The sequence below is a fragment of the Lentzea sp. NPDC005914 genome, assembly GCF_040629405.1.
In the GTDB taxonomy this organism is placed as follows: domain Bacteria; phylum Actinomycetota; class Actinomycetes; order Mycobacteriales; family Pseudonocardiaceae; genus Lentzea.
Genome location: NZ_JBEXVQ010000025.1, coordinates 48,124 through 72,878, shown reverse-complemented (window position 1 = coordinate 72,878; position 24,755 = coordinate 48,124). Strand labels below are relative to the sequence as shown.

30 protein-coding genes are annotated in these 24,755 nt (G+C 68.9%); 12 read left to right on the top strand and 18 right to left on the bottom strand.

Features of this window, described 5'->3' with window-relative positions; translation table 11 throughout:
• Positions 1-194: 194 nt before the first annotated feature.
• Entirely contained in the window at positions 195-1,058 is an 864-nt protein-coding gene (locus ABZ345_RS30730) for a chromosome partitioning protein ParB (RefSeq protein ID WP_359856240.1), read from the bottom strand.
• Positions 1,048-1,719, bottom strand: a complete 672-nt coding sequence (locus ABZ345_RS30725) for a metallophosphoesterase (protein WP_359856237.1) — start codon at positions 1,717-1,719, stop codon at positions 1,048-1,050. The genes ABZ345_RS30730 and ABZ345_RS30725 overlap by 11 nt, the downstream gene beginning before the upstream one ends.
• 28 nt (positions 1,720-1,747) lie before the next feature.
• On the opposite strand from ABZ345_RS30725, the gene ABZ345_RS30720 reads away from it, so the two are divergent.
• Positions 1,748-2,875, top strand: a complete 1,128-nt coding sequence (locus ABZ345_RS30720) for a DUF2332 domain-containing protein (RefSeq protein ID WP_359856234.1) — start codon at positions 1,748-1,750, stop codon at positions 2,873-2,875.
• Here ABZ345_RS30720 and ABZ345_RS30715 read toward each other — a convergent pair.
• Both ABZ345_RS30715 and corA read right to left on the bottom strand, forming a co-directional pair.
• Positions 2,859-3,236 carry a hypothetical protein gene (locus ABZ345_RS30715; RefSeq protein ID WP_359856231.1) on the bottom strand — a complete coding sequence of 126 codons (378 nt, stop codon included), beginning with the start codon at positions 3,234-3,236 and terminating at the stop codon, positions 2,859-2,861. The two genes, ABZ345_RS30720 and ABZ345_RS30715, sit on opposite strands and share 17 nt — an antisense overlap.
• Before the next feature lie 136 nt (positions 3,237-3,372).
• Positions 3,373-4,443, bottom strand: a complete 1,071-nt coding sequence (gene corA, locus ABZ345_RS30710; protein WP_359856228.1) for a magnesium/cobalt transporter CorA — start codon at positions 4,441-4,443, stop codon at positions 3,373-3,375.
• Positions 4,444-4,730: 287 nt separating this feature from the next.
• On the opposite strand from corA, the gene ABZ345_RS30705 reads away from it, so the two are divergent.
• On the top strand, positions 4,731-5,234 hold the full coding sequence (locus tag ABZ345_RS30705; protein ID WP_359856225.1) for a MaoC family dehydratase: 504 nt from the start codon (positions 4,731-4,733) through the stop codon (positions 5,232-5,234).
• Between the two features lies 1 nt (position 5,235).
• Positions 5,236-6,231 carry a DUF2332 domain-containing protein gene (locus ABZ345_RS30700; protein ID WP_359856222.1) on the top strand — a complete coding sequence of 332 codons (996 nt, stop codon included), beginning with the start codon at positions 5,236-5,238 and terminating at the stop codon, positions 6,229-6,231.
• 28 nt (positions 6,232-6,259) lie between these two features.
• Here the strand turns inward: ABZ345_RS30700 and ABZ345_RS30695 are convergent, their stop codons facing one another.
• Positions 6,260-6,679: an NUDIX domain-containing protein gene (locus ABZ345_RS30695; RefSeq protein WP_359856220.1), complete on the bottom strand. Its 420-nt coding sequence runs from the start codon at positions 6,677-6,679 to the stop codon at positions 6,260-6,262.
• Between the two features lie 136 nt (positions 6,680-6,815).
• Here ABZ345_RS30695 and ABZ345_RS30690 point away from each other — a divergent pair, with 136 nt between their 5' ends.
• The 4 genes from ABZ345_RS30690 to ABZ345_RS30675 all read left to right on the top strand — a co-directional run bounded on the left by ABZ345_RS30690 (position 6,816) and on the right by ABZ345_RS30675 (position 9,115).
• A complete protein-coding gene (locus ABZ345_RS30690; protein ID WP_167971300.1) occupies positions 6,816-6,974 on the top strand; it encodes a hypothetical protein in 159 nt (52 codons plus the stop codon).
• 65 nt (positions 6,975-7,039) lie between these two features.
• Positions 7,040-7,600, top strand: coding sequence for a PH domain-containing protein (locus ABZ345_RS30685; RefSeq protein WP_359856217.1), 561 nt, complete (start codon positions 7,040-7,042; stop codon positions 7,598-7,600).
• A 27-nt stretch (positions 7,601-7,627) separates the two neighbouring features.
• The gene (locus tag ABZ345_RS30680; protein WP_359856427.1) at positions 7,628-8,494 is read left to right on the top strand and encodes a PHP domain-containing protein; all 867 of its coding nucleotides are present in this window, start codon (positions 7,628-7,630) and stop codon (positions 8,492-8,494) included.
• Positions 8,495-8,500: 6 nt separating this feature from the next.
• On the top strand, positions 8,501-9,115 hold the full coding sequence (locus ABZ345_RS30675) for a MarC family protein (protein ID WP_359856215.1): 615 nt from the start codon (positions 8,501-8,503) through the stop codon (positions 9,113-9,115).
• On the opposite strand, the gene ABZ345_RS30670 is transcribed toward ABZ345_RS30675, so the two are convergent.
• Complete coding sequence (locus ABZ345_RS30670) at positions 9,112-9,423, bottom strand: ArsC/Spx/MgsR family protein (RefSeq protein ID WP_359856213.1); 312 nt, start codon at positions 9,421-9,423, stop codon at positions 9,112-9,114. The two genes, ABZ345_RS30675 and ABZ345_RS30670, sit on opposite strands and share 4 nt — an antisense overlap.
• Before the next feature lie 33 nt (positions 9,424-9,456).
• Here ABZ345_RS30670 and ABZ345_RS30665 point away from each other — a divergent pair, with 33 nt between their 5' ends.
• Both ABZ345_RS30665 and ABZ345_RS30660 read left to right on the top strand, forming a co-directional pair.
• Complete coding sequence (locus ABZ345_RS30665) at positions 9,457-10,296, top strand: PD-(D/E)XK nuclease family protein (RefSeq protein ID WP_359856211.1); 840 nt, start codon at positions 9,457-9,459, stop codon at positions 10,294-10,296.
• Between the two features lie 337 nt (positions 10,297-10,633).
• The gene (locus ABZ345_RS30660; RefSeq protein ID WP_359856208.1) at positions 10,634-10,936 is read left to right on the top strand and encodes a hypothetical protein; all 303 of its coding nucleotides are present in this window, start codon (positions 10,634-10,636) and stop codon (positions 10,934-10,936) included.
• A 156-nt stretch (positions 10,937-11,092) separates the two neighbouring features.
• Here the strand turns inward: ABZ345_RS30660 and ABZ345_RS30655 are convergent, their stop codons facing one another.
• The 10 genes from ABZ345_RS30655 to ABZ345_RS30610 form a co-directional block, all read right to left on the bottom strand.
• Complete coding sequence (locus ABZ345_RS30655) at positions 11,093-11,737, bottom strand: response regulator transcription factor (protein WP_359856205.1); 645 nt, start codon at positions 11,735-11,737, stop codon at positions 11,093-11,095.
• A gap of 468 nt (positions 11,738-12,205) precedes the next feature.
• On the bottom strand, positions 12,206-13,090 hold the full coding sequence (locus ABZ345_RS30650) for a type II secretion system F family protein (RefSeq protein ID WP_359856202.1): 885 nt from the start codon (positions 13,088-13,090) through the stop codon (positions 12,206-12,208).
• Position 13,091: 1 nt separating this feature from the next.
• Complete coding sequence (locus ABZ345_RS30645; RefSeq protein ID WP_359856199.1) at positions 13,092-14,711, bottom strand: VWA domain-containing protein; 1,620 nt, start codon at positions 14,709-14,711, stop codon at positions 13,092-13,094.
• The gene (locus ABZ345_RS30640; RefSeq protein WP_359856196.1) at positions 14,708-16,060 is read right to left on the bottom strand and encodes a CpaF family protein; all 1,353 of its coding nucleotides are present in this window, start codon (positions 16,058-16,060) and stop codon (positions 14,708-14,710) included. Before ABZ345_RS30640 ends, ABZ345_RS30645 begins: the two co-directional genes overlap by 4 nt.
• Positions 16,057-17,211, bottom strand: coding sequence for an AAA family ATPase (locus tag ABZ345_RS30635; RefSeq protein WP_359856193.1), 1,155 nt, complete (start codon positions 17,209-17,211; stop codon positions 16,057-16,059). The genes ABZ345_RS30640 and ABZ345_RS30635 overlap by 4 nt, the downstream gene beginning before the upstream one ends.
• 8 nt (positions 17,212-17,219) lie before the next feature.
• The gene (gene cpaB / locus ABZ345_RS30630; protein WP_359856190.1) at positions 17,220-17,969 is read right to left on the bottom strand and encodes a Flp pilus assembly protein CpaB; all 750 of its coding nucleotides are present in this window, start codon (positions 17,967-17,969) and stop codon (positions 17,220-17,222) included.
• A gap of 16 nt (positions 17,970-17,985) precedes the next feature.
• The gene (locus ABZ345_RS30625) at positions 17,986-19,068 is read right to left on the bottom strand and encodes a TadE/TadG family type IV pilus assembly protein (RefSeq protein WP_359856187.1); all 1,083 of its coding nucleotides are present in this window, start codon (positions 19,066-19,068) and stop codon (positions 17,986-17,988) included.
• Complete coding sequence (locus tag ABZ345_RS30620; protein ID WP_359856185.1) at positions 19,056-19,457, bottom strand: TadE/TadG family type IV pilus assembly protein; 402 nt, start codon at positions 19,455-19,457, stop codon at positions 19,056-19,058. Before ABZ345_RS30620 ends, ABZ345_RS30625 begins: the two co-directional genes overlap by 13 nt.
• Before the next feature lie 65 nt (positions 19,458-19,522).
• Positions 19,523-19,678 (bottom strand): Flp family type IVb pilin, encoded by a 156-nt coding sequence (locus tag ABZ345_RS30615; RefSeq protein ID WP_359856182.1) that lies wholly within the window; start codon positions 19,676-19,678, stop codon positions 19,523-19,525.
• Positions 19,678-19,875: a Flp family type IVb pilin gene (locus ABZ345_RS30610; RefSeq protein ID WP_359856179.1), complete on the bottom strand. Its 198-nt coding sequence runs from the start codon at positions 19,873-19,875 to the stop codon at positions 19,678-19,680. The genes ABZ345_RS30615 and ABZ345_RS30610 overlap by 1 nt, the downstream gene beginning before the upstream one ends.
• Positions 19,876-20,076: 201 nt before the next feature.
• Between ABZ345_RS30610 and ABZ345_RS30605 the strand changes: the two genes are divergently transcribed.
• The 3 genes from ABZ345_RS30605 to ABZ345_RS30595 all read left to right on the top strand — a co-directional run bounded on the left by ABZ345_RS30605 (position 20,077) and on the right by ABZ345_RS30595 (position 22,507).
• Positions 20,077-20,685 (top strand): A24 family peptidase, encoded by a 609-nt coding sequence (locus ABZ345_RS30605; protein WP_359856176.1) that lies wholly within the window; start codon positions 20,077-20,079, stop codon positions 20,683-20,685.
• A gap of 92 nt (positions 20,686-20,777) precedes the next feature.
• A complete protein-coding gene (locus ABZ345_RS30600) occupies positions 20,778-22,079 on the top strand; it encodes an O-antigen ligase family protein (RefSeq protein WP_359856173.1) in 1,302 nt (433 codons plus the stop codon).
• Complete coding sequence (locus ABZ345_RS30595) at positions 22,076-22,507, top strand: hypothetical protein (RefSeq protein WP_359856170.1); 432 nt, start codon at positions 22,076-22,078, stop codon at positions 22,505-22,507. Before ABZ345_RS30600 ends, ABZ345_RS30595 begins: the two co-directional genes overlap by 4 nt.
• Before the next feature lie 23 nt (positions 22,508-22,530).
• On the opposite strand, the gene ABZ345_RS30590 is transcribed toward ABZ345_RS30595, so the two are convergent.
• Entirely contained in the window at positions 22,531-23,409 is an 879-nt protein-coding gene (locus ABZ345_RS30590; protein WP_359856168.1) for an alpha/beta hydrolase, read from the bottom strand.
• 7 nt (positions 23,410-23,416) lie between these two features.
• Positions 23,417-24,754 carry a PQQ-binding-like beta-propeller repeat protein gene (locus tag ABZ345_RS30585; protein ID WP_359856165.1) on the bottom strand — a complete coding sequence of 446 codons (1,338 nt, stop codon included), beginning with the start codon at positions 24,752-24,754 and terminating at the stop codon, positions 23,417-23,419.
• Position 24,755 lies beyond the last annotated feature (1 nt).

Sequence of the window (24,755 nt, the reverse complement as noted above, 5' to 3'; positions counted from 1 at the left end):
AGCCGCGGTGACCTCGGCCGTGCGACTGAGTTTCCGCGTCGGGCTCAGCCATCGGGACGGTCAGCGGAGGTGTTCCATCGGGCAACGGAACCGACCACGACCGAGGGCCCCTTTCGCCTCTTCTGGTCGCGTAGGCCGTGCCTCAGCTCCGACCGGTCCGTTGACTGGTTCGAACCGAGGTCGGCTCTGACAAACTAACGGTGACTTCGGCCGTGCGACTGGGTTTCCTCGCGCACGGCGTTGATCACCTCGGCGTCCCACCGGTGCGTGCGGATCAACCGGTACCGCTCAGCGGCCACCCACATGTAGGCCTCGGTCTCGGTCCGATCCCCGATCATGTCCGCCTGCCGCAACATCGCCACGACGGGCTTGTACTCCTCGGAGTACCACCGCCGCGCGACCTCGCCCCGGTCCAGGAAGGAGCCCGAGTCCTGCATCAGCCGGAACCCCCAGGCCTCGACGTGCTCACCGAGTTCGGCGTAGTCCCAGGGGTCCGACAGCACGACCGCGGCACGGGCCTCACCGCTCAACGGCACCCGTTCCAGGAACAACCGCCGGTAGTCCTTCACGATCAGGTCGCCGCGGTACCGGATCCCGGCGGCGTTGATCCGGGTGATCACCTGGGTCACGTACGCGTCGATCGTCGACAGGCCCAGCGCGTGCGCCACCGACACCCGGTGATGCCCGTCGATGATGAAGTGCAGCTCACCGATCCGGTACACCTCGATCGGCGGCACGCTCTCACCGCGCCGGGCGGCCAGCGCCAGGCGTTGCCACCTCTCGCGGACCCTGCCGGAGGTGGGGCGGAAGCGGCGGTCGAAGTCGCGGGTGCGGTCGACGCTGCCCACGATCGAGTCCAGCCGGATGGTCTGCAGGCCCAGGCGCTTCTCGGACACCATGCCGAGGGCCTCCACGACCTCGTGGAAAGGCAGCATGATGTTCACGTCGTCGGGCTCGCGGCGCAGCCAGGCGGCCAGCCGCGACATCACCTGGCGGCGTCTGACCCGCAGGAAGTCGCTCTCGGCGTCGGCGACGGGAAAACCGGTGTCACGTTTCATCGCGAACCCCCGAGATGTCCAGCACCTTGTACGGAACCACGTTCACCAGGCGCGTCGAGCCCAGAACGCGGTCCGGCCGCGGGTGGCCGTGCGGATGGATGTGGCCGTGCAGCATGAGCGAAGGCCGCAACCGCGACACGAGCGAGTCGAGGCAGGCGAACCCCCGGTGCGGCGCGTCGGGTTCGTCGCCGCACCCCAACGGCGGTGAGTGGGTCAGCAGCACGTCCACGCCACGTCCGTCCCGCAGCCGTCGCCATCCGGCCAGCCGGGACACCCGGCGGGCGCGGCGGGCCTGCTGCCGTTCCGTCCACTGGTTCGGGCCCTTGTTGTAGCGGATCGAACCACCCAGACCCGCGATGCGCAGGCCGGCGACGTCGACCACGCGTTCGTCGGCGTTCACCGCACCGGTTGGACCTGGCCAGCGCACCGGGACGCCCGCCTTGGTCCACAGGCCGCGCACGTTCGAGTAACCGGACAGGTCGACGTCGTGGTTGCCGGGGACGAACACGAGCGGCTTGTCCAGCGCGTTGGCCAGGAACTCCAGGTAGTCGAACGGGAGGTCGCCCGCCGCCACGATCAGGTCGACGCCCGAATGCTGGTACACCTGATCAGTCCACAGCTGCTCGACCACTTCGTCTGCCACCGCCAGGATCCTGGGCATACCAGCAGCGTAATTAAGCTTTCCCCGGATGACGCGGGACAGTGCGCCCACTAGCGTCAACGGTGTGCTGGCCGAGCTGTTCGCCGCGGACGCGCGCGCACCCCGCGACCGCAGTCCGCTGACTCAACGACTCATCGAGGACGCTGCCGCCGATCTCGGCAGAGGCGGCGTCACGACCAAGATCATGGCGGGCTCCGCACGCGACCGGGACGGCACGATGCCCGGCCTGCGGTTCGCGGGCGCCGTGCACCGCCTCGTGCTCGAAGGCCGCGCGCCCGGCCTCGCGAAGCACTACCCGTCCGTCGGAGGCCAGCCGAACCTCGAGACGCTGTGGGAAGACGCGCTGCCCGCCCTCAACGAGCACGCGGACCTCCTGCGCCAACGCGTGCAGGCCACGACCGTCCAGACCAACGAACCCGCCCGCAGCGCACCCCTCTACGGCGGCCTGATGGTCGCCGCGCAGGAGGCCGCGAAGGCCGCGGGCCGGACCGTGCCGTTCTGCGTGCGGTTGCTGGAGGTCGGTGCGAGCGGCGGGCTGAACCTGCGCCCGCACCACGTCGGCTACCGGCTCGACGACGGCACCGTGCTCGGCGACCCGGACAGCCTTCTCGTCTTCGACCCGCAGTGGACCGGCAGGCCGCCCGCCGACCTCAGCCACCGGTTGCGCGTCGTCGGACGGGCGGGCTGCGACCTCACGCCGGTCGACGTGTCCACAGAGGATGGACGGCTGCACCTCAGCTCGTTCGTCTGGGCGGACCAGGTCGACCGGTTGAACCGCCTCAGAGACGCGCTGGACCTCGCCGCGACGGATCCGGTGAAGGTGGATCGGTCCGCCGGCCCGGAATGGCTGGCGAAACACCTCGCCCGCGCTGAACGTGACGTGCTCACGGTGGTGTGGCATTCCGTGGTGTGGCAGTACGTCTCGCCCGCCGACCGGGCGATGGGACGGTCGGTGCTCGCCGACGCGGCCGCGAAGGCCACTCCCACGACACCGTTGGCACTGCTGGTGTTCGAGTCACGGCGGTCCGACGAGGCGCCGGACGGCTACCGGTTCGAGCTGTTGCTGAAGCTCTGGCCGGCGGACATCTCGCTGCACCTCGGGCACGGCGCGGGTCACGGCGCGCCGTTCACCTGGAACGTCACCCCTTGGGAATGACGACCGCGTTGACCACGAAGCGCCCGTCGCGTTCCTCGACGGGCAACCGGAAGTCGCCGTGCGAACCGGCGCGCGTGAACTCCACGACGACAGAGCCGTCGCGGTAGAGGCCGCGGTCGACGTCGGCCGCGGTGAACTGCTCGACCGTCGAGCGAGCCACGTCCTCGCCACCGACCGCGAGCAACGGCTGCAGCTTGTGGTAGTCGTGCATGCGCAACGCGTTCGTCACGTCCGCCGCGAGCTCGTCCGGTGACGACGCGCCAGGATTCGGCCACGCGGCGATGCACACGAAGACCATCGCCAGCCAGCCGGCCGGGAACACCAGCAGCCAGAACCTGAGGTTCGTCAGCCGCTCGTACACGTCAGGGAGTTCCGCTGATCAGCACGAAAACGGTGGTGATCCAGCAGAGCAGGAACGCGAGCATCCAGAAGCGGATGTTGGTGAGGATTCTGGTCATGGCAAGGACTCCCTACGAACTTCTGCGAGCGAAATCGGACTAGAGCCAGCGATTTCGGCGCAATATTCGGTAGAGCGTGAGGCAGGCGATGAGGACCAGGCTCATCACCAGGGGGTAGCCGAACTTCCACTTCAGCTCGGGCATGTAGTCGAAGTTCATGCCGTACACGCCGACGACCATGGTGGGCACGGAGATGATCGCGACCCAGGCGGTGATCTTGCGCATGTCGGTGTTCTGCTGCAGCGTGATCTTCGCGAGCACCGCGTCGACCAGCGTGGTCAGCAGCTCGTCGAACGCCGTGACGCGCTCGGAGACCTCGGTGAGGTGGTCGTCGACGTCGCGGAAGAACGCCCGCACCTGCTCGGGGATGAGCGGCGTGTAGCCCTCGGCCAAGCGGCGCAACGGGTTCGCGAGCGGCATCACCGCGCGGCGCAGCTCCACGACCTCGCGCTTGAACATGTAGATCTGCTCCGCGCTCACCTCGGTGCGCGGCGCGAAGACCCGCTCCTCCATGCGGTCGATGTCGTCCTCGATGTGGTCGGTCACCTCGAGGTAGTTGTCGACGACGTGGTCCGCGATCGCGTGCAGCACCGCGGCGGGGCCGATCTCCAGGCGCTCCGCGTCCTCTTCCATCTCGTGGCGCAGCTTGGAAAGCCCGGAGTGGTTGCCGTGCCGCACGGTGATGACGAAGTCCTTGCCCAGGAACACCATGATCTCGCCGGACTCGACGATCTCGTTGGCGGTGTCGGGGGACTCGTTGGTCACGTAGCGGACGGTCTTGAAGACCATGAAGAGCGTGTTGTCGTACCGCTCGAGCTTCGGCCGCTGGTGCGCGTGCACAGCGTCCTCCACCGCGAGCTCGTGCAGGCCGAACGTGTCCGCGATGCCCTCGATCTGCTCGGCGTCGGGCTCGTGCAGTCCGATCCAGACGAAACCGTCCTTGCGCTTGCGCACTTCCTTGACGGCGTCGATGTGCGTCCAGCGGCCCGGCAAGCGCTTGCCATCGATGTAGACCGCGCAGTCGACCACGTAGTGCGACAACGGCACGGAGATGTGCGGCGCAGGGCGCTGCTGAGCGCCGCGTCCGCGAATCGAGGGCAGGCTGGGCATGGTGAGTTCCTCCAGGGCCACACGTCGTTCAAGTGCACGAAAAGCACGACGGGCGTCCCTACCGGGGAAACTCGAGCGGTCTAGAACGATCTAGCCGGCCACCTCGGTGAGGACGCGCTTGGTACTGGCAGGGTGGGGGTCCTTGCTCATTTAGGGGTCCTCACCTCCTCGGGGCGAAGTCACTGGTGGTGGAAATCCTCACACACCGGTTGCCGAGGGTACTCCCTCCGCGTAAAGACTGTCTCCCCACCTGAGTCAGATCTCGATCACACGTAGTTGGAGGCGCGGTGCAGTTCGGTCGGTACTACGAGGAGTTCGAGGTCGGAGCGATCTACAAGCACTGGCCGGGCAAGACGGTCACGGAGTACGACGACCACCTGTTCTGCCTGCTCACGATGAATCACCACCCGCTCCACATGGACGTGAACTACGCGGAGAACACGACCGACTTCAAGAAGAACGTCGTGGTCGGCAACTACATCTACTCGTTGCTGCTGGGCATGTCCGTGCCCGACGTCTCCGGCAAGGCGATCGCCAACCTGGAGATCGAGTCGCTGCGGCACGTGAAGCCGACGTTCCACGGTGACACGATCTACGGCGAGACCGAGGTGCTCGACAAGACGCCGTCCAAGTCGAAGGACGACAGGGGCATCGTCTACGTGGAGACTCGCGGCTACAAGCAGGACGGCACGGTCGTGTGCATCTTCCGCCGCAAGGTCATGGTGCCGAAGAAGTCCTACGGTGACGCTCGTGGTGGCGAGCAGCCGGGGCGCCCCGAACCGAAGGAGTGACGTGACTTCTCTGGACCTGGCACAGCAACGTTTGCGGGAGTTCGCGGAGGAGGCAGAAGGAATTTCGCCGCTCTACGAGCACCTCGCGTCGCGTGCTGCCGAGGATCCGGAGATCGCCGATCTGCTGACCGCCGCCAGCGAGGACAACGCCACGGGCGAGCTCCTGCTGGCGGCGGCACATCGGCTCGTGCAGGCCGAACCGTTCCACCAGCTGTCGAACTACTACCCGTCGCTCGGCGGGACCTACGGCGCGGACGAGAGCACCTGGCCGTTGTTCCGGGACTTCCTCCTGGAGCGCGCCGAACGCGTGCGCAAGCTCGTCAGCTCGCAGGTGATCCAGACCAACGAGGTCCGGCGCGCGGCCCTGCTCTACCCGGCCGTCGTGGCCGCGGCGAAGCAGGCGGGCGGGCCGATCGGGCTCGTGGAGGCCGCGACGACCGCGGGCCTGCTGCTCGGGCTCGACCAGTACTCGTACCGCTACCAGACCGCGGAGGCAGGCCAGCTCGTCGCCGGGCCCGCCAAGGCGGCGCTGGGTCTTCACTGCGCGCTGGAGCTGGCGCCGGGCGCGGTGCTGCCGAAGCTGCCCAAGACGGTCAAGGTGGCCGCGAAGGCGGGCATCGGCGTGGCACCCGCCGATCTGACCGACGAGGACGCGTACGCGTGGCTCGAGGCGTGCGTGTGGGCCGACCAACCGGAACGGCTGCGGCTGTTCGGGGTGGCGTGCGGGGTGCTGCGCAAGAACCCGCCCCGGCTCGTGGCCGGCGACCCGGTCGCGGACCTCGCCAAGGCGGTGGAGGGGATCGACGCTCCGCTCGTGGTCATCTCGAGCGGCTCTGGACTCGACCTCGTGCCCGCCTTGTCCGCTTTGGGCAGGCCTGCCTGGTGGGCGGCGCACGAGGGCGGCGAGCTGCGGCTCATCCGTGTCGGTGACTCAGGCGTCGAGACGACCACTCTGGCGACCACCGAGGCCCACGGGCAACGTCTCGTTTGGCGCTGACCGCCGACCTCGATCGCGTGAACCCTGATCAGGCCCTGGGCAGGCAGTTCCAGTCGGAAAGCGCTTCCAGGAGGCCGTCGGTGGTCGGAAGTGTGGCCAAGGTCGCACTGTCCGCCCACGTGACATCCGATGCGTCGTCGCCCGCTCGGAGCACACCCGACGTGACCTGGCATTCGTAGTCGAAGATCAAAAAAACCCCGTTCGGGGCCGGTCGCTCCACGCTGCCGACGAGCCGCCCAACGGTAACGGAGAGTCCCGTTTCTTCGGCGACTTCCCTAGTCACGGCAGCCTCGTCGGTCTCTTTTGACTCCACTCGCCCGCCTGGTATCGACCACATGCCCTCACCAGGCGGATTGGCACGTCGCACGAGTAGTAGTCGCCCGTTCGAGTCATGCACGATGGCTCCGACACAACGGATGGTGCGTTCACTGCCGACCGTCACGATCACGAAGAGTAGTCACACCGGAACGGCGGTGCAGCGGACTACCCCGGCTGCGGTACAAATCTCCCAAGGCGCTGAATCGTGCTGTACAACGGTCACGAACGGCGCCAAACGGGTGCGGAACGCGGACGGGGTGGACACCGTGAACCTGAAGAAGATCCTCACTTTCGCCGGAATCGCCTTGCTGCTGTTCTTCCTGATCGCGGAGCCACAGCAAGCCGCCCAACTGGTCACCAACATTCTCAACTCGCTGCGAACTGCGGCTGAGGCCCTGATCACCTTCGTGCGACAATTGTTCTAGTTCACCCGGCTTTGCGGGCGGGCAGGGACAGGGCACTGGCTGGTACCGGGAAGGGCTGGTAGCGCATGTTCGCACCACGTGATCCAGACGACTACCTGCTGTCGAGCGAGCGTCGGGTCATCCGGGTGCGCAGGCACTGGTCCTACCTGATCTGGGACGTGCTCGAAGCGGCGGCGCTGCTCGCCGGCTTCATGATGATCTCGTACCTGGTCCCCGAGAACGCCGGCGTGATCCAGAACGTGCTGTGGTACGGCGGGCTGCTGGTGCTGCTGCGGCTCGCCTACTTCATCATCGAGTGGTGGGTCGAGCGCATCGTCGTCACCGACAAGAGGTTCATGCTGACCTCGGGCGTCTTCGAGACCAAGGTCGCGATGATGCCCATCAGCAAGGTCACCGACCTCACCTATGAGCGGACCGTGGGCGGGCGCATGCTCGGCTACGGCACGCTGATCGTGGAGTCGGCCGGTCAGATCCAGGCGCTGAACCGCCTGGAGTTCCTGCCGGACCCCGAAGAGGTGTACGACGCCATCTCGGAGCTGACCTTCGGTGACAAGAAGGCACAGGCCGAGCGGTTCTCGATGATCAAGGCCCAGCGGGCGGCGCGCGGGAAGAAGATGGTCCCGTAGCCCGGCCACACAGGGTCGTCGTCCACACTGGACGACGTGGTCATTGATCTGCACACCCATTCGTCCGAGTCCGACGGCACCGACAGCCCTGCCGAACTGGTGAAGGCGGCGGCGCGAGCCGGGCTCGACGCGGTGGCGCTCACCGACCACGACACGGCGGCCGGGTGGGCCGAGGCGGCTGCCGCATTGCCTCCTGGCCTGCGGCTTGTGCGTGGTGCCGAGCTGTCGTGCTCGTCGCCCGACGGCTACGGCCGCACCATCACCGTTCATCTGCTGGCGTACCTGTACGACCCGACGCACGCCATGTTGATGAAGGAGCAGTCCCGCCTGCGCGAGGAGCGCAGGCACCGGCTGCAGAAGATGGCCGAGATGATGCAGGCCGACGGGTTCCCGATCGACCCGGTCGACCTGATGTCCCGGCTGCCCTTCGACGCGCCCGCCGGACGCCCCCACCTCGCGCAGGCGTTGATCCGCGCCGGCGTGGTGTCGTCCGTCGACGAGGCGTTCGCGACGTTCCTGACCGGCGGGCAGTACTACGTGGGCCGCACGGACACGCCCGTCGAGCGCGCGATCGAGATGATCACCGAGGCCGGCGGTGTCACCGTGCTGGCGCATCCCTTCGCCCACTCCCGCGGCCCCGTCGTGGCGCCGGCGGTCGTGCGGTCGCTGACTTCAGTCGGCCTGGCCGGCGTCGAGGTGGACCACCCCGACCAGGATCTCGAGACGCGGCGGTCGTTGCGTCTGCTGGCCGACGAGCTCGGGCTGATCGTCACCGGGTCGAGTGACTACCACGGCACGAACAAGACTGTGCGGCTCGGCGCGGAGACGACGGCGCCGGAAATGCTGGATGCTTTGGCCGCGCGGGCGACCGGCGAGAAGATCCTCGTGGGATAGGTGACCATGTTCAACCTGCGACTGTTCATCGAGGCTTCGATCACGCTGTTGGTGATCATGGATCCGCCCGGCACCGTGCCCGTGTTCCTGGGGCTGGTCGGGCGCAAGTCGCGGGACGCGCGGAAGTCGGCGGCGCGGCAGGGCGTGCTGGTGTCGTTCCTGGTGATCACGCTGTTCGCCGTCGCGGGCAACTCGATCCTGGCTTATATGCACATCGGCATCCCGGCGCTGCAGGGCGCGGGCGGGCTGCTGCTGTTGCTGATCGCCCTGGACCTGCTGACCGGCAAGGGCGCGACCAACCACCCCGAGGTCGAGGACGTCAACATCGCGCTGGTGCCGCTGGGGACACCACTGCTGGCCGGACCCGGTGCCATCGCCGCGACGATCGTGTTCGTGCGCCAGGCGGACGGTGCCTGGGGTTCCTACTTCGCTCTGGCCGCGGCGATCGTGGCCGTGCACCTGGTGCTGCTGGGGACGTTGCGGTCCGCCGGGCTGCTGATCAAGGTGTTCAAGGAGAGCGGGATCCTGCTGATGGCCAAGATCGCCGGTCTGCTGCTGGCCGCGATCGCCGTGCAGCTGGTCGCGTCTTCGGTGCAGGGCTTCATCACCGCTGGTGTCTAGCGTTCGATGTGCGCCTTGTCGCCGTCGATGATGATGGGGCGCTCGATGAGGCTCGGGTTCTCGACCATGTGCGCGATCCACTTGGCGCGGTCGTGTTCCAGGAGCTTGGGGTAGGCCGGTTCCTTGGTGCGCGCGATCTCCCACGGCTCCTTGCCGAGCAGCGTGAGGACGTGGTCGAGCTCTTCGGCGGTGGGGGCGTCGTCGAGGTAGCGGCGTTCGGTGTACTCGACGCCCTCGTCGTCGAGGCGTTGCTTGGCGGCGCGGCTCTTGGAGCAGCGGGGGTTGTGCCAGATCTCCATGCGCTTCATTTTCTGTCAGGGTGCCTCGGTAGCGTTGGCTGGGTGGAACAACTCGGCTTCGACTTCGGCACCGCGGCACCCCGCCGGCTCGTGCGCGTGACGCCCGCGAAGCTCGCGACGTGGACCGACTGCCCACGCCGCTTCCGGATGACGTACTTGGACCGCCCGTCGCCACCGCGGGGTGGTGCCTGGGCGCACAACACCCTGGGTGCGGTGGTGCACAACGCTCTCAAGGCGCTGTTCGACCTGCCCGCCGACCGCCGCACGCCCGAGCAGGCCGTGGCTCTCGTGAACCGGCAGTGGAAGTCCGAGGGTTTCCGCGACGTAGACCAGGCCGCCGAGTACCGGGCGCGAGCCGGCGGCTGGGTGCACGACTACGTGTCGTCGCTGGACGTGGCCTTCGAGCCGCTCGGCGTGGAGCGCTGGGTGTCGTCGCCGACCGAGCGGATCGTGGCCGAGGGCCGGGTCGACCGGATCGACTACCGCGACGGCGAGCTGGTGATCGTCGACTACAAGACCGGCCGGCACGTCCTGACCTCCGACGATGCCCGCGGCTCGCAGGCGTTGGCGCTGTACGCGCTGGCGGCGCGCCGGACGTTGCGCAAGCCGTGCAGGCGGGTCGAGCTGCACCACCTGCCGTCCGGGTCGGTGGCGGTGTGGGAGCACACGGAGGAGTCGCTGGCGCGGCACGTGCGGCGGGCCGAGGAGGCCGCGGACGAGATCGACCTGGCCACGGAGACGCTGAAGGCCGGTGGGGACCAGGAGATCCTGTTTCCGGCGGTGACCGGGCGGCAGTGTCAGTGGTGCGATTTTCGGCGGAGCTGTCCTGAGGGGCAGGCGGCGGCTCCGGCGATCGAGCCGTGGTCGCTGCTGGCTCCGTAGGGCGGCGCGCGGGGTGAGCCGCTTGGCGACGCTGGTCGGGGGCTTGCCGATGCTGGTGGGTGGTCCTTGCAGGCGTCATCGGCTGCCCTCGGGTACGGGCGCGGGCGTCTTGTCGCGCTTGCCGGGGAGGCGGAGCCGGCTTTCTTGCTGCGTTGTGCCGGGGCAGCGCCGTGGTGTTTTGTCGCGCTGTCCCCAGGGAGGCGGCGCTGGTGTCTTGTCGGGCCTTGCCGGGAGGCGGCAGGTCCTTTGTCGTGCCGTGTCTGGGAGGCGTCGGGGCCTTCTGCGCCGCCCGTGACCCTTGAGGCACCGGCACAGGCGGGCCCGTAGGGTGGCGGGGGTGGACGTGGAAGCAGCAAAGCGGCCGTCGCGGACCTTCGGAATCCTGCGCGCCGTGAGCGGTGTGCTCGCGGTGGGCATCGTGCTTCTCGCGCTGGGGAACATCGGCGTCCAGTTCTACGCGAACGCACGTGACCTGCCCGGGCCTGGCGCTTTGTCGGTCGTCGCGCACGTGGTGGCGGCGCTGCTCGTAATCGGCGGGCAGGTCGTGGCCGACCGGTACGCGGACTGGAAGGCGCCGGTGGCCTCGCTGGCGGTGCTGGTCGTGACCGGGGCGACGCTGTGGACGTTCTGGTGGGCCTAGATCGCGGGTCGCCTGGACCAAGATCGCGAGTTGTCCACAGGGCTGCGGAGTTCTGACCTGCGGTTTCGGGATTTCGCGTAACCTGTGGACAGCCGGGGAACCGAAAATGCCGTTTGTTCGTTCCGCAATGAGGAAGCGCGGGGGGCGGGGCGAAGCTCAGGCAGTCGCCGCATCGCTTCGGATCAGCCCGTTGCGCAGTGCCGCCATCAAGGCCTGGGCCCGGTTGGAAGCGCCGAGCTTCTCGTAGAGGCGCGACACGTACGTCTTGGCCGTCGGCGGCGAGACGTACAGGGTGCGAGCGATCGCCGGGATCGAGACGCCGTCCCGCAGCAGCATCAGCACCTCGCGCTCGCGGGGGCTCAGGGCCAGCCGGGCGGCGGTCGACTGGCGGCGTGCCATCGCGTTCGCCAGGCCCGCGGCGGTGAACGACGAGGCTGCCACGGCCGCGTGCCGGATGGCGCAGAGGATCTCCTCGACCGGGGCGCTCTTGCCCACGAAGGCCGAGGCGCCGGTCTCGAGGGCGCGGAACAGCACGTCGTCCTCGCCGTGCGCGGTCAGGACCACGATGCCCAGTGACGGGTAGCGGTCGCGCAGGTCCCGGGCCAGGCGGAGGCCGTCGCAGTCGGGCAGGCCCACGGCGACGGTGACCACGTCCGGTGAGGTCGAGGCGATGACGTCGAGGGCTTCGGCGCCGGTGTTCGCCTCCGCGACCACCTCGAGATCGGGATGCGCGGCGGCGAGCGTCGTGAGGCCGAAACGGGTGAGCGTGTGTCCGTCGACGATGACGACTCTGATCACCATGGCTGACCCCACTCGGTTGAAGGCTCAACCCGCATGTCGTTCCGAACGTCTCAGATGGTTACACCGAAGGGACTAATAGAGCATTTGGTCCCGTCCGGGCAGGGCCTCCCAGGTTCGCCAGGCTGGGCGGGCCCCGCAGGTTCGCGAGGGCCGGCAGGGGGCCTCGCAGGTTCGTCAGGCCGGCCGGGGCCTCCCAGGTTCGTCAGGCAGGAGGGGCAAGGGGCCCGCAGGTTCGTCAGGCTGGACAGGGCTTCACAGGTTCGCCAGGCGGGGCAAGGGCCCGCAGGTTCGCCAAGCCGGGCGGGGCCTCGCAGATTCGCAGGCAGGGCAAGGGGCCGCAGGTTCGCCAGGCTGGTCAGGGCCTCCCAGGTTCGCCAGGCGGGGCAAGGGGCTTCACGGGTCCGTCAAGCCGGGCTGGGGCCTCGCAGGTCATCAGGCGCCATCGGTCGCCCACAGGTTCACCAGGCGTCACAGGCTCATCAGCACGCGGGCGATGCTGATGGCGCCCGGACCGATGATGACCACGAACATGGCGGGGAACAGGCACGCGATCAGCGGGAACAGGATTTTCACCGGCACCTTCTGGGCCTGTTCCTCGGCCCGCTGGCGACGGCGCACCCGCATCTCGCGGGCCTGTTCGCGCAGCACCGAGGCGATCGGGACGCCCAGTTCGCCCGCTTGGGCGAGGGCCGAGACGAACGCGCGCAGTTCGGCCACCGTTGTGCGCTCGGTCAACGCTCGCAGCGCCTGGTTGCGGGACTTGCCGATCTGCATCTCCTGCAGCACGCGGGCGCACTCCTGGGCCAGCGGGCCGTTCGTGTTGCGGGCCACCTGGGCCAGGGCCGCGTCGAAGCCGAGACCTGCCTCCACGCACACGGTCAGCATGTCCATGGCGTCGGGCAGTGCACGGCGGATCTTCTCCTGGCGCTTCTGGCCCGCGTTGACGAGCAGCAGGTCAGGCAGGAAGAACCCGAACACGGCGCCGACGCAGAGGCCCACCACCAGCCAGCCCACCGAGCGGAAGGTGAGCAGGGCGCCCAGCGCGCCGCCTAGCAGCAGGCCCATGCCCTTGAACGCCAGGACGCGGTCCGGGGTCCAGGTGGGCGGGTTGCCGGCCAGGTCCAGGCGGTGTTGCAGGCGCGACGCCACGCCCGCGGGCGAGAGTCGCAGGCCCAGTGACCGCAGCCAGCTCGGCGACTGGGCCACTTCCTGCGAAGAGACGACGGCCGCCGAGTAGCTCGTCTCGATCAGGGCCAGTGAGCCGGCCGCGGTGACTCGTGGCCGGAGCATCAGGGCGACGGCGGCCAACGCGACCGCTAGCAGCAGGCAGCCGAGTCCGATGTACAGCGCCATGTCACACCTCCACGCGCACTAGCTTGCGCATCCAGAGCGAGCCGAGAACGAGGAGCACGAACGCGCCTCCGAGCATCACGAGGCCCATCAACGTCGTGTAGAGCGGCCGCATGTACTCCGGCCTGAACAGGAACAGGAACAGGGCCAGCGCGACCGGCAGCCCGACCAGGACGTAGGCCGAGAGGCGGCCTTCCGCGGACAACGCACGGACGTGGCGCCTTGTCTGCGCACGCTCGCGCATGGTCGCGACGGTGTTCATCAGGACCTCTGCGAGGTTGCCGCCTACTTGCCGTTGGATCCGCACGGCCATCACGACCCACGCCAGGTCCGCGCTGTTCATCCGGAACGCCACGCGCTCCAGGGCGTCCTCGAGCTCGGCGCCGATGCGGGTGGCGGCCAGTGCGCGGGAGAACTCGCCCGCGGTCGGCTGGGTGTCGTCCCGCACCACGGCGTCGATCGACTGGGCCAGCGAGAAACCCGAGCGCAACGAGCTGGCGACCAGCTGCAGCACGTCCGGGAGCTGGTCGGCGAACGCGGCACGGCGCTTCGAGATGCGCATCCTGACGTACAGCGCCGTCAGCAGCCATCCGCAGAGCGCGCCCAGCGGAATGCCGATCCACCACGTCGTCACCAGGCTCAGCACCGCGGCGAGCACGGCAGAGCCGCAGACGCGGAGCAGTGTCCACTCCGCCGCGCTCGCCTTCATGCCCGCGAGGTCCAGGCGGTCCGCCGTGCGGGCCGTGCCGTCCGCGCTCATCACCCGAGCGGTCCACACCACGGCGGTCTGCGCGGCCTGACTTTCTTCCTGCACAACGGGTTCCTGCTTGGTGTACTGGTCGAGGTGGTGCTCCAGCCGCCGTCCCGCGACGGAACGGCGTGGCGTCAGCACCATGAACACGATCAGGAACACCACCAGGAACGTCCCGGCGATCAGCACCCCTGCCAGCCAGTTCTGCCCGGGAGTCACGACCGGGGGAGCGACGACCACCGGAGCGGGAGCCGCCACGGAAACCGGAGCAGGCGCAGGAGCCACCGAAGAAGGCACTGCCAGCGCGGCGAAAGCGGCGGCGAGCGCGGCTGCGTCGGAAGCGGTCAGCAACCGGCCCCCGGCGGCGGAAGCGATGCGGCGCAAGGCCTCGTCGCTGTACTGGAACCCGATCACGTCGGTCGGCACGCCGGCGGAGGCGACGGCCGAGACGGCGGCGTCCACAGTGGACCGGGAGACGGTGTCCTCGCCGTCGGACACGATGACCATCCGCCGCTCGGAGAACCCCTGCAGTGCCGACAGTCCGACCGGAACCGCGTCGAACAACGACGTGTCACCCTTGGCCTGCAACCGATCCAGCGCGCCTGTCAGAGCACCCCGGTCCGCGGTGGGCGCGAGCACCAGCGATGCCTGCGACGAGAACGCGACCAGACCGACCTGCACGTCCGCGGGAAGAGAGCCCACGTAGGTCGCGATCGCCTGGCGTGCCACGACAATCCGGTCCGGCGCCATCGACCCGCTGGTGTCGAGCAGCACCACCACCCCGCGAGACGGTGCGGCAGAGGCAACGGCGAAGGCGCTGAACACGAACGTCAGCGCGGCCCCGATCAGGAGCCCGGCGAGAACTCGTCTCATCGCGCACCACCCACGAACAGGTGCGGCGGAACCTCGATGCCGCGGTCCCGCAGCCGTTCCACGAAATGCGGCCGCAGCCCGGTCGACTGCAACGACCCGCGGTAGAACCCGCGCTCGTCGACCCCGGCGTGGAAGTCGAAGAGGAACAGGTCCTGCAGGGTCACGACGTCGCCCTCCATCCCGATCACCTCGGTGATGTGGGTGATCCGCCGCGTCCCGTCCTTGAGCCGCGTCTGGTGCACGATCACGTCGATCGCGGACGCCATCTGCTCGCGGATCGCCCGTGCCGGCAGGTCCACGCCCGCCATCAGCACCATGGTCTCCAAGCGGGACAACGAGTCGCGCGGCGAGTTCGAGTGCACGGTCGTGATCGAGCCGTCGTGACCGGTGTTCATCGCCTGCAGCATGTCCAGCGCGGCACCGTCGCGAACCTCGCCGACGATGATGCGGTCGGGCCTCATGCGCAGTGCGTTGCGGACCAGGTCGCGCACGGCGACCTCACCGCGCGACTCCACGTTCGGCGGACGGGCTTCCAGGCGCAGCACGTGGTCCTGGCGCAGCTGGAGCTCGGCGGCGTCCTCGATGGTCACGATGCGCTCGTCGGGAGGCACGAAGGACGACAGCACGTTCAACGACGTCGTCTTGCCCGAGCCGGTGCCGCCGCCGATCAGGATGTTCATCCGCCCGTGCACGCAGGCCTGCAACAGGTACGCGGTGGTGGGCGTGAGCGTGCCGAACCCGACCAGGTCGTCGACGGTGAACGGGTCGGCGGCGAACTTCCGGATCGTCAGAACCGAGCCGTCCAAGGCGATCGGCGGCACGACGGCGTTGACGCGGCTGCCGTCGGGAAGGCGGGCGTCGACCATCGGCGAGGCCTCGTCGACGCGACGGCCGACCTTGGCGACGATCTTGTCGATCGTGCGGCGCAGGTGCGACTCGTCCGCGAACGCCACCGGAACCGGCTCCAACCGGCCCGCGCGCTCGACGTAGACCTGGTCGAACCCGTTGACCATGATCTCGGAGATGCTCGCGTCGCGCAGATAGGGCTCCAACGGGCCGTGGCCGAGGATCTCGTCCAGGACCTCCAGCGAGATGCGGGCGCGGTCGGCGTTGGTCAACGGTGTCTCGTCGCGTTCCAGCACCGCCTGCAACGTCTGGCGCACACGGGTTTCGAGCTCGCGCTGGTCGAGGTGCGCGTCGTAGAGCTTGGGGCCCAGCACCTCCAGCAGGCCCGCGTGCACACTGCGCTTGACCTCGGCGAACGGGTCCGCGACACGGGCCTGGCGCCGCAGCACCGGTGCCGGTGACGAGGACTCCCGCTGGGCGGCGATGCGGTTGGCCAGGCTCATCGGAACCACCTCTTCGACTTGGCCGCGACGACGGCGGGTTCGGCGAGCACGTGCTCACGGGCGAACCGCGCGATCGCCTCGCTCACCGGGTGCCTGGGCAGGTCGAGGACGATCGGGTTGCCCTTGTTGACCGAGATCGGCACGTCCCGGCTGGACGGCACGTGCGCGCGGATGTCGCTGCGCACAACGCGGTCGATGTCGTCCATGGTGAGGCCGACCTTCGAGTCGGACCGGTTCAGCACGACCGAACGGATGTCGTGCGCGTAGGACAGCAGATCGAGCATGTCCAGCGTCACGCGCAGGTTCTTCAGCGCGGGCACGTCCGGCGTGGTCAGCAGGACGTGGTGGTGCGAGGCGTCCATCGCCGCGAGCACGTGCTCGCTGAAGGCGGAAGGCGTGTCGACCACGACGTAGTCGAACATCGTCGGCAGCACCTCCAGCAGCTCGCTGACCATCGACGCCGGAACCCGTTCCGCGTCACCGGGTTCGACCGGTGCGAGCAACGCGCTCAAGCCCGGCCGGCACGGGGTGAGCAGCGACGAGGCGCCCGCGACGTCGATGTGGCCGAGCATCCCGAGCCCGTGCACGATCGTGCGGACCGGTTCGGCTCGCAGGCAGATGCCGACGTCACCGAACGCGAGGTCGAGGTCCACCAGGCAGACCGACCGCTCACCGCCGACCGCGAGCACCGCGGCGAGGTTCACCGCGAGCGTCGTCTTGCCGCACCCGCCCTTCGCCGCGAACACGGTGACGACCTGGCCCTGCCTGCGCTCGGTGAAGCGGGGTTGCGGCACGCCGGTCACCTGGGCGGACAACGCCCGCGACCGGGCGCAGGCGTCCACCAGCGACGCGAGGTCGTCCCGCGCGACGACTTCGCGGACACCGGAACGCAACGCCCTGCTCAGCACCGCGATGTCGAGCACGTCGCGCAGCAGCACCACACCGACCGCGGGCCGTTCGAGCCGCAACGCCTCGGTGAACCTCAGCGCTTCGTCCAGGTTGATCGTGGAGCCCACCACGACGAGCGACTCGTGGGGGTCTGCGCCGAGCATCCTGGAGGCTTCGGCCAGCGACTCGGCGACGCCGGCCTCACCGCCGAGTGCGGGGAAGAGCTGTCCGGCACCGGAGGCCGGTTCGCACAGGATCGTCATGGCAGGCCTCAGTTTCCGAACAGGGAGCGGTTGTCGACGCCGTTGCCCGGCGCGATCTCGGACTTGCCGCCGAGCAGCGCGAAGTAGAGCGTTCCGGTCTGCTGGCCGTGGATGAGCTTCTCCGCGTCCGCCTGCTTCACCGCGACGGTGACGATCGCCTTGCCGACATCGCCGTCCTCCGCGGCCTTCTTCTCGTCGACGACGGAGAGGACCTCGAGGCCGGTCAGCAGCAGACGGGTGGACTGGTTGCGTTCGTACTGCTTGGAAAGACCGTCGCCGGCGGGAGTGTTCCCCTTGCCGTCCATGACGGTGAAGGTGTCGAAGACCGCGACCTTCGAGCCCTTCTGGATGAGACCACCGGCCCGTTGCCACGCCTCGGTCGGCACGGTCACCGCGATCATCCCGTCGGGGATCGAGATGCCCTTGGCCAGTGAGGCGGGCTCGGTGAACAGGGACTTGGTGAGCAGCTGGCCTTCGGCGATCTCCGACGACGTCACGAGGGAGATCAGCGAGGAGTCCACAGAGGACAGGCTGTTCTCGGGAACGCTGCTCTTCGGCATCTGCTGCTTCTCCACGAGGTCGGCCAGCGATCCCGCGGAGGTGCCGGCGGGAATGCGCTCCTTCGCGACCAGCACGCTGACGGCCTGCTGGCCCGCGATGGCACGTGAGTCGGCGCTGCGGACGTAGAGGAACACCCCGGCGCTGCCGCACACGGCCAGCAACACCGCCAGGATGATGATGAATGCGCGGTTTCTCATGACGTCTCCTGGGATTTCAGCCGGTGAGCTGGACGATGTAGGCACCGAGGTCGGGACCGCCGATGGTGCCGGTGGTGGGGATCAGGCCCTTGATGAAGTAGCCCGCGATGCACTTGTCCGAGCCCTTGCACTCGTCCTTGTTCGTCAGCCAGTCCTTTTGCGACGCGCCGGGGATCCAGTACCCGGTGATCACGAAGCCCGCGAAGCCGGACAGCGAGTAGGTTCCGCCGGTGCCGGTTCCGGTCACCTTCGTGTAGACGGGAAGCCAGACGGGCAGGTGGGAGGACCACGACGCGGCCAGCGCGGTCTTGCAGTCCTTGCCGGCTGAGGCACCGGTGTCCGAGCTGTAGGTGTTGTTGTTGATCAGCACCGAACAGTCGTTGTCGACCTCGTCGACCCAGCCGAACTCACCGGGACCGTCCGACCCGGCCGGTCCGCCAGGACAACCCGTGCCGCTGGTCGTGTGCAGCTTGAGCACCTGATGCACCGACAACGGCGGCGTGGCGGGCGGTGTCGGGCCGTACACGGTGCCGCCAGAGGTCGCCGTCGACCACTCGCACCACGAGATCGTGAGCGCGATGGTGGTCGCCGTCTTCGGTGAGCCCCAGGCCGCGCGGGCACAGGCTTGCACGCGCGTTCCCGAGTAGGAGTCGTTGCCCGCCAACGTTCTGGCGAACGCGGGTGGCAGCAGCGTGTCGCCTCCGGAGGTCTGCGTCGAGGTGTGCACGTCCACGTACTTGGTGCCGGAAGCGGGCTTCGCCGGGCAGTCGACCATCGTGCCCGAGGAGCCGCTGCACGACGACAGCACGCCGCTGCCGTCGAACCCGCACACCTTGTCCACAGTGGACACGCCGTCCTTGGCGTTGTGGTTGGCGTAGTAGTTCGCCTTGTTCACCAGACACGTCGAGGCACCGGTGGCGCAGCCGCGGGCGACGGCGAGCGCACCCGCGTCGGCACCGTTCTGCAGCTCGGCGCGCTCCTGATAGATCTGGCCGACGTCGATGGCGATCGCGCCCATGCCGAGCAGGACCCCGAATCCGAGCAGGATGCTGATGAGCACCCCGAGTGCGCCCCGGTCGTCCGCCCTCAGCCTTCGCATGGCATGACTCCCTTGGCGCTCAACGTGATCGGGGCGCCGATGCCACCGCCGCCGAACATCCCGGCGAGGGCGCCGATCGGCGTGATGAACTCGAACGTGTAGGTGGCCTGCACCTCGGCGCTGGAGCCGCCCGCCGAACCGGTGGGGCACGAGGTGACGGTGACGCCGACACCGGACAGGCCGGTGGCGGCGCTCTGCGTGCGGCCAGCGGCGTTCGGTTGTTGCAACGCGGCGACGCGAACGCCTTCACGTGCCGCCTGGGTCAGCGTTATCTGGGCGTGCAACGCGCGCCCGAAGTCGACGATGCCCATCACCAGAACCAGCAGGATCGGCATCAACAGGGCGACTTCGACAGCGGTCGCGCCGCGATCGCGAGCTCTTACGGTCATGACCGCTCCGAAGAAAGGCGCGCGGCCGGCGGAGGGGAACGCCGGCCGCGCGGGAACAGGAGACTTCAGCCGTCGATCACGTCGGCGATGAACTTGAAAAGCGCGTCCATGTTCTGGCCGACAGCGGTGATGGCCACCATCGCGGCGACCACGATCAGCGCCAGCATGAGGCCGTACTCGACGGCGGTGGCGCCGCGGTCCACGTCATGCCGACGCGGCATCACTTGAGCTTGCCGGCGATGTTGTTGAACAGCGCGAGCAGATTGGTGCCGAGCAGTGTCACGCCGGCGATGATCACGATGGCGATGAGAGCGACCATCAGGCCGTACTCGACGGCGGTCGCGCCTCTGTCGCTCCTCTCGCGCCTGGCGGCGGCCCGGGTCAGGAACGTCTGCGCGTAGCTGATGAACATGAGCATGGCGGTCTCCTGGAGGGATCCGAATTGTGGACGTTGCGACTCTGCGTGACCGCTGTGCGAGTTCGGTATCGGACGAAGAGGTGTAACGAACCTGCAGTTCGGGGGACATGTCGGTCGATCGGGGGACACGCTGTCGACCACCCGGCCATACCTGCCGCCATCACGTTCCGTTGAAACCGTGCGCGACCTACCGTTGATCGCATGACACTTCTCTGGGCCGTGGGCGGCGCAGTCGGCGGACTCGCCTCCGGCGTCGCGCTGCGCGACCTGGTCAACCGGTTCACGCGCACCGGCATGGCGCTGCCGCTGGTGTCGGCGGCCGTGCTGGCCGTGCTCGCGACCAAGTTCGCGGGCTCGGTGGAGGTCCTCGCGTTCGCCTGCCTCGGCGCGGTCGGGGTCGCTCTCGCGTTCATCGACACGGCCGTGCGCCGGCTTCCGGACGTGCTGACGCTGCCCGCGTACCCGGCGGTGCTGATCCTGCTGACCGTGGCAGCGCTGACCGGCGGCACGATCGGCGCGCTCGGTCGCGCGGTGCTCGGCGCGCTGCTGCTCGCGTTCGTCTACCAGGTGCTGGAGTTCATCAACCCGGCCGGGATGGGCTACGGCGATGTGAAGCTGTCCGGGGTCATCGGCATGGCGCTGGCGTGGCTCGGCTGGCCGGTGCTGCTCCTCGGCGCCGCGCTGGCGTTCATCCTGTCGGCCGCCGTGTCGCTGGTCCTGTTGTTCCTGCGGCGGGTCACGCTGAAGAGCTCGCTGCCGTTCGGGCCGTTCATGTTGCTCGGAGCGTTCACCGCAGTGTTGTTGAGCTGACGGGCGATCGGGCTTCCGCCGGGACCTCCTGGCACCTACAGTGTGCTCTCAATCCGCTTGGGGAGGCGGGTTCGAAGCTCTGGGGGAAAACAGTGGTCGCAGGGGAAGTCGTTGGCGCGCGCCGGGAAACGGTGGCGTTGCCCGTTCCGGTGTTGCTGGTGGTGGCGGGGTTCGCCGCCGCGGTCGTCGCGCAGGGCGGGTACTACCTGCCCGGCCGGGTGATGTCCGGGCTGCTGGTCGGCGTGGCCGTGGTGCTCGCGCGACCCCGGCCGAACGTCGTCGCGGCACTGGGCGGAGTGTTCGCCTTGTGGGCCGGGGTGCGCGGGCTGCTGGAGGGTGACGTGGTGTCGGCGCTGCCGACCATGGCCGCCGCCGGTGTCTTCGCGGGCGCCGTACTCGTTGTGGCACAGGCTGATCGTGAGCAGCGTGAACTGCTGGCCACGGTGGTCGTCGGCGTCGGCGCGCTGGTCGCGCTCACCGGCTGGGTCGCCGTGGTGTTCCGGATCCAGTCCTGGACGACGGTGTCGGAAGGGTTGCTGCGCGCGTCGTCCACCTTGACCTACCCGAACGCCGCCGCCGCGGTGATGGCGGCTGCCGCGGTGTTGTCGCTGGTCTTGAAACGGACGCTGCTCACCTCGCTGATGGCGTTCCTGCTGTGCACCGGGATCGGTACCACGATGAGCCGCGCTGCCGCGATCGCGTTGATGGCCGGGTTGCTGGTGCTGTGCGTGTTCTCGGGCTTCAAGAAGACCGTCGCCGCGGCGGCGCCCCCGTTGTTCGGCGCCGTGGTCGCGGTCGTCGCGTTGCTGCCGACGATGCGGGCGGCCGACGAGCCGCGGTACCTGGCCGCGGTCGCCGGCCTGGTCGCCGGCGCCCTGGTGGCACTGTGGCTGCACAAGCTGGGGCGGTACGCGGTGCTGGTGCCGGTCTTCGGCGCTGCCGCTCTCATCGGGTTCGCGGACCGGCTGTCCAGCAGGGTCACGTTCAGCTCACCGGACCGCAGCGGGGCCACCGGAGCCGCGCTCGAACTCATCGCGCGATCCCCTCTGCTGGGGACCGGGCCGGGGAATGCATCTCTTTTTTTCGAGCAGGGCAACCAAGGCACCCGCTTCATGCGTTACGTGCACAACGAGTACCTGCAGGTGCTCGTCGAACTGGGGGCTGTCGGGCTCGTCCTGGCATTGGGGGTGGTGGTCGCGGTGCTCGTCGCGATGTGGCGAGGCCGCGGCACGCCGTTGTGGGCAGGGGCGATGGCGGGGGTCGTCGTCCTGCTGGTGCACAGCGGTTTCGACTTCCTCTGGCACCTGCCGGTCGTGCTCATCGTGGCCGGCATCTGCGCCGGCCTGGGGTTTCCGTCCACAGAGGACGGAATTGTAGAGGGGACAGAAGCATGAAGAAGTTTTCCGGGGGTAAGACGCTGGCGATCGCCGCCGTCGCGGGTGGCGCGATCCTCGCGTCCGTCGCGCCGGTCATGGCGGACGTGAGCGCGCAGTCGCCGTCGGCGGGGCTCATCAGGGTCGAGTCGCCGGCGAAGCTCAAGGCCTGGGGTGCCGCGATCGAGGTCAAGGTGACCTACACCTGCCCGGTCGGCACCCAGTCCTCGCTGAACCTGGTCGTCAACCAGGCCAAGCTGGGCGGGGTGGCCATCGGTGGCGCCTACCAGAGCAACCTGAACTGCAACGGTGCGTTCGAGACGGTGACGCTCAACGTCCAGGCGAACGACCGTGCGTTCGGGCTGGGCAAGGCGTTCGCGAAGGCCGAGATCCAGGGCTACCCGAACGTCGGCGCGAAGGACGAGCGCGAGATCTCCATCGGGCTGTGAGGTAGTGGGCTCTGGCTGATCTCTCAGGAGGTCAGCCAGGCCCGCCACGTGGGCAGCAGCGTGGCGATGAGCTCGTGCGGTGCCTCGGTGTTCGGGGAGTGCATCACGCCGGGCAGCACCGCGAAGTCGGCGTCCAGCCGTTCAGCCATGTCGCGCTGAGCGGCTGGGCTCCACGCGTCATCGGCCTCACCGCACACCACCAGCGCCGGGATGCCCGACGACCGCAGCGCGCGGGCGAGCTTCGCGACCTGGTCCGGTTCGTGGCGCAGGCCGTTGCCCATGCCGAGCAACGCGGCGGCGGGCGAGGCCAGGAACCGGTTGCGGTAGAAGTCCTTCAGCTCCTGCGGAAGCGCCGCGTAGGCCGGGTTCTGCGCCGACCGCAGCTCGTTCAGCTTCTGGGTGCCCTCGACGCCCTGCTCGGCCAGCACGTGCTCGCCGACCTCCAGCACCGTGCGGCGTTCACCGGCGGGCAGCTCGGACGGGCCCGACGACATCAGCGTGAGGCCGGAGATCGGAGCGCCCGCGAACACCGCGGCCCGTGCCACCAGGCCGCCGTAGGAGTGGCCGAGCAGCAGCACCTTCCGGCCGTCCGCGGCGATCTTCTCGATCAGCTCGGCCAGCACCGATCCCAGCGGACCGGGGCGGTAGAGGGCCTCGTCGTCCGGGCCAGCGGAGTCCTGCTGACCGGGCAGGTCGATCGCGAGCACCTCGAACCCGGCGTCCGCGATCAGGTCGATCATCGGCGCGAAGTCCTCTTTGGAGCCCGTGTACCCCGGTACCAGCAGCGCCGTCGTGCGCAACGCGTCGTCGCCCACCGCGGGCGCACGCAACGCCGCGATCGTGCCGTACCGGCCCGGAAGGTCGACGCGTTGTGCCCGGTGCGGGCTGATCTGCGAGTACACGAGGGAACTATCGCAGCGCGACCAGGGTTTCGCCACGCTGCTCGAGCACAACGGGACCGGCTGTGGCGAGTTGCACAGGGCCGGCATAGCCGTCGCGCTTCACCCGGATCGTGCCCACGAGCTCGCCGGTGGCCTGCTCGTACACCCGCAGGCCGTCCTTCACCGGGATGAGCGCGCGGCCCGCGAGCGTCGTGCCGGCACCCAGCGCGCCGTCCGCCGTCCACAGTGGAGTGAGGGTTTCCTGGGACAGGGCGATGGTCCTGGAACCGGTGAACCAGAAGATGTTCGTCTTGGTCGCGAACGAGCGCGCCACGTGGTTCGGCGGGTCGGTGAAGTCCCCGGCCGGCACGTCGACCGGCACCTCGGTGATCTGGTTGCCGGTCTCGGCGTCGAACACGACGATGCGGCCGGGGTTCGGCATCGCGACCGCGACGAGCTTGTCCGTCACGGCCACGACCTGCGCGTTCCGGCCGCCGGTCAGGACGCTCGTGAACACCTTCGGCTCGTCGGACTTGTCGGGGTTCGGCTTGAGCACCGAGACCCGGTCGGAGCCGTCGTCCGGGCAGCGCTCGATCATCGCGAACCTGCCGGACGTCACCGCGACCGACCCGAACGCACAGCCGACGCGCGGCTGCTTGTTCGGGTTCACGATCGCGCGCAGGCTGCCGTACTCGAGCGACTTCACCAGGTCGTCGCGCCGGTAGACCTCCAGGTACTTCGACCCGGTGGTGATGAGGTGCGAGCCTTCGTTGAGCAGTGCCGTGCCCGGTTCCGCGTCGCCGTTGCGCTGCGCCCGCCGCTCACCGGTGATGCCGTCAAGCGAGGTGAGCTCGGAGCAGTTGGTGCCCTTGGAGTACAGGGCCATCGCGCGTGCCCAGGCGGTGCTGACGACGCACAGCGGCAGATCGCGCTTGTAGCTCCACCGCACGTCGCCGGTCAGCGGGTCGCGCCCGCTGACCTCGCCGCCGTCGCCGGTCACGACCGTCGACGGCTTCTCCTCGCCCGTCTCCTTCAGCGGCGTCAGCACCACCACGGGGGACTGGGTGGCGCCGCTGTTCGCACGCCACACCTCGGCGAGCGTGGGAGGCAGCGCCATCACCTCGGGCAGCTGGTCCCACGTCGCCGGCCCGGTTACGGACATCGTGGCACGCGCGTCGCTGAACGCCCAGGTCAGCACGGCCGCGACGACCGCGACCACGGCGATCAGCGCGACCGCGACGAAGTCGGCGCGGGTGCGCCACGACCTGGCGGGCGGACGGTCCTCGGAGAGCGCGGGCCCAGCCTCGTGCGCGGGCTCGTCGAGGACGTCCTCGACATCGGTGACGTCGGAACCGGGGGACGACATG